The organism is Klebsiella sp. MS 92-3 (assembly GCF_000195655.1).
GTDB lineage: Bacteria > Pseudomonadota > Gammaproteobacteria > Enterobacterales > Enterobacteriaceae > Klebsiella > Klebsiella pneumoniae.
Genome location: NZ_GL882838.1, coordinates 1 through 3,489, shown reverse-complemented (window position 1 = coordinate 3,489; position 3,489 = coordinate 1). Strand labels below are relative to the sequence as shown.

Here is a 3,489-nt window from a genome sequence, read left to right as displayed (position 1 = left end):
TTTTTTTTGGTGTTCCGTCCTTCTTCCCGTAGGGGATGGCAGCAGGTCGCAGAGACTTAAACCGTGAACCCCAACATCATCCCGGTGTCTTCATGTTCCAGCAGGTGGCAGTGGGCCATATAGGCAAACTCCTTCGGCGCCGGATGATCAAACTTCACTAATACTTCACTCACGTCCCCTTCCACACGAACGGTGTCTTTCCAGCCGCGACGATGCGCCGCTGGCGGCTTGCCGTTTTCGCTGAGGATACGGAACTGGGTGCCGTGGATATGGAACGGATGCAACATCATGTCGCCCTTACCAGAAATCACCCAGCGCTCATACTGGCCTCTGGCGGCGGCAAACATCGGCTCATTCATGTCGAAGGCTTTGCCGTTGATGCGGTTGGCGTTATGGAAATCAAAGCCCTTGCCTGACGACATGCCATGCTCCATGCCGGATCCGTGGTTCATGCTCATGTCGCCGTGATGCATATTCCCCATGTCGCTCATGTCGCCATGCCCCATCATGCCGTGATCCATTCCGGCCATCGCCTGGTCGCCATACTTCTCCATCAGCGCCTGCATGCCCATCCGGTCGAGCATCGGATCCATCGACAGCTGGAGCTGACGCTGCGTCAGCCCCGTCAGGGACGGTAACGCCGGGAGAGCGGCCAGAGTATCCAGCAGCTTGCCGGAGGCGGGAATGACCAGCGGCTGGACGCGCAGTACCGGCTGTGGTTTATCAAAAGGCGCAATCGCCATGCCCATCTGGCTCACCGGCAGAGTCACCAGATCGAAAGGTTTACCGTCGCTGGTGTCCACCAGCACCTCAAAGCGTTCCCCCATCAAGACCGGCAATTCATCGACCTTGACCGGCTCGGCCAACAGACCGCCATCGCTGGCCACTACGTACAGCGGGCGCTTATCGCTGGTGGCAAAATTGAGGGAACGGGCATTACAGCCGTTCAGCAAGCGCAGGCGCAGCCAGCCGCGCGGCGCGGCATGTTCGGGATAGAGGGCCCCATTGGTCAGTAGCGTATCGCCAAACCAGCCGACGGCGGCGCTCATCACATCCAGCTGATAGTCGATCTCGCCGGCGGCGGTGAACTTCTTATCCTGGACGATCACCGGCACATCATCGATTCCCCACTGCTTAGGCAGCAGCAGGCGCCCGCTCTCTTCATCCTCGATCAGCACCAGGCCGGCCAGCCCCATCGCCACCTGCCGGCCGGTGCTCCCCTGCTGATGCGGATGAAACCAGCAGGTCGCCGCCCGCTGCGTTGGCGTGAAGCTTACCGTGCGGGTGGCGCCCGGCGCGATAACCCCCTGTGGCCCCCCGTCGACCTCGCCCGGTACCTCCAGACCATGCCAGTGCAGCGTGGTCTCTTCCGCCAGCTGGTTAGTAATATCCACCGTGACGGTCTTCCCCTGCGTCAACTGCAGCGCAGGGCCCAGCAGCGACCCGTTGTAGCCCCAGGTAGTGGCATTCAGGGCGCCAAACCGCGTTTTGCCCGCCTGGATCCTGAGCGCGATGCGGTTGCGCGCATCGGCGGCTAACAGCGACGGTATCGGCAGAGCCGGGCGACTGGCGGCAAAGACCGCCCGGCTCCATAACGGCAATGCGCTGGCCATGCCGACCGCGGCGGTCAGTTTGAGGAAGTCTCGACGTTGCATATTCACATCCTTTTATTCTGCGGGCGAATATTTGAGCTTAAACCCTACCGTAACGGGAAGGTCAAGCAGAAGAGTAAGAATAAAGATCGGCGCTGTGTAAAGAAGTATGCTAATTTGAAGCGTCGGTGATCTAATGGTAGAAAAAATGAAGACGCTTTTCAGAACAATGGTACTCGGCAGCCTGCTTGCTCTCTCCGCCAACAGCTACGCGCTCAGCGAATCCGAAGCGGAAGATATGGCTGATTTAACCGCGGTTTTTGTGTTTCTGAAAAACGACTGTGGCTACCAGAACCTGCCCAACACGCAGATCCGTCGCGCGCTGGTGTTCTTTGCCCAACAGAACCAGTGGGACCTGAGCAACTATGACAGCTACAACATGAAAGCGCTTGGCGAAGACAGCTATCGCGATCTTAGCGGCATTAACATTCCGACGGCGAAAAAATGTAAAGCGCTGGCCCGCGATTCGCTCAGCCTGCTGGCTTACGTTAAATAATTCCCTGCGCGGGCGGCAACGCTCCGCGCCTTTAGCATTTCAATTTCCCCCTTTAAATATTTATATTTATTATTGTATATAAACAAACTTTATTTAATTGCGAACCTATCAATTTGCCAAATAAAGTAAACCCATAATAATGAAGAATGACTAAAAAACTAATAAAATATCATTATTCATATATTGCAAAATAAAAAGCACCCTTCTAGAATCCGGTAAAAATATACCTACTTCATGGACTGAAATTGTGAATATCTCGCTGACTCTTCGTGTTATCCCACTCGCCGCGCTGTTAGTAGCCGGCTGTAGCAATACCTCTTCCCGCCAGCCGGTTAAACCGATCGCCACGCCGCTGACGTCACAGCAGCAGGCAGAGCAGGAGCGGGCGGCCAGCGAACAAGCGCGCATTGAATCCTGTCGCCAGGCGCTGGATTCGCTAAAAGAGGTTAACCCACAGCAAGCCACTAAACTCAGCAATGACTTTAACGCTTTAGTGCGCGCGGCGTCACAATACAATAGCGTGCGCGAGAAAGTGGCGGATCCTACCCGGCTTGGCATTGACTCCATGTATCAGTTTAAATCCATCAAACTGTGCGCCGATATCCAGAAAACGCTGATCGATAGCCTGGTACAGCGTGGTGAAAGCAAACAGCCATGAACAGAGCCGCCACGCTGACCCTCAACGCGCCCCTGCTGATGCTCGTCGCTGCGCTGGCGCTTTCAACCCCCTTCACCGCCGGCGCCGCGCCGGCCTTTCTTGATTACGCCCAACAGCAAACCCAGCAATCTCAGGCGCAAGAAAAAAACGATGCCGCAAGCGTAAAACAAACACAAGAAAGCCGCCAGAGCGCAGATAATAAAAAAACCGGTACCAGCACCTCACAATTACAAAAAAGAATCACCAGCCAGCAGGCGGCGATTGCACAAAAAGATAAGCTTATACAGCAATTAAAAAAACAGCTTGCCGCTACGCCGCAAACGGATACTGCCGGAGCGAATGAGCAAGCGGCGTTGAATAAGAGAATTAATGAATTACAGGTCGCCTTAAGCGCCGCTACTGCAGAAAAAGAGGCATTAATAAAAAAAGCAGGCGTTGTGCAGAATAATAATCTACAGCAAAGCCAGGCCGCGGCGCGTCAGCAGATCCAGCAATTAACGACGCAGATTCAGCAAGCCGAAGCTGAAAATAAACGCCTCAGCGCCAGCTTTACCACGCTTAATAAAGATAAACACGCGCTAATGACCCAACTGGCCGCTGCGGAAAAAGAGAAACAGGCCGCTCTTGAGCAGGTCAAAGCGCTTAACGCTGAAAAACAGCCGCTGACGACCCGGCTGGCCGCC

The 3,489-nt window shown here is 54.9% G+C and carries 3 protein-coding genes and 1 pseudogene; 3 read left to right on the top strand and 1 reads right to left on the bottom strand.

Annotated features, from left to right (window positions below; genetic code table 11):
* Nucleotides 1–56: 56 nt before the first annotated feature.
* Complete coding sequence (gene cueO, locus HMPREF9538_RS07555) at nucleotides 57–1,655, bottom strand: multicopper oxidase CueO (protein WP_009485784.1); 1,599 nt, start codon at nucleotides 1,653–1,655, stop codon at nucleotides 57–59.
* Between the two features lie 145 nt (nucleotides 1,656–1,800).
* Here cueO and HMPREF9538_RS07560 point away from each other — a divergent pair, with 145 nt between their 5' ends.
* From HMPREF9538_RS07560 to HMPREF9538_RS33390, 3 genes and pseudogenes are all read left to right on the top strand, one after another.
* Nucleotides 1,801–2,148, top strand: a complete 348-nt coding sequence (locus HMPREF9538_RS07560) for a YacC family pilotin-like protein (protein WP_002888808.1) — start codon at nucleotides 1,801–1,803, stop codon at nucleotides 2,146–2,148.
* A gap of 247 nt (nucleotides 2,149–2,395) precedes the next feature.
* A complete protein-coding gene (locus tag HMPREF9538_RS07565; protein ID WP_004145917.1) occupies nucleotides 2,396–2,806 on the top strand; it encodes a hypothetical protein in 411 nt (136 codons plus the stop codon).
* Nucleotides 2,807–3,387: 581 nt separating this feature from the next.
* Nucleotides 3,388–3,489 (top strand): annotated as a pseudogene (locus tag HMPREF9538_RS33390) (peptidylprolyl isomerase); the annotation flags it as partial.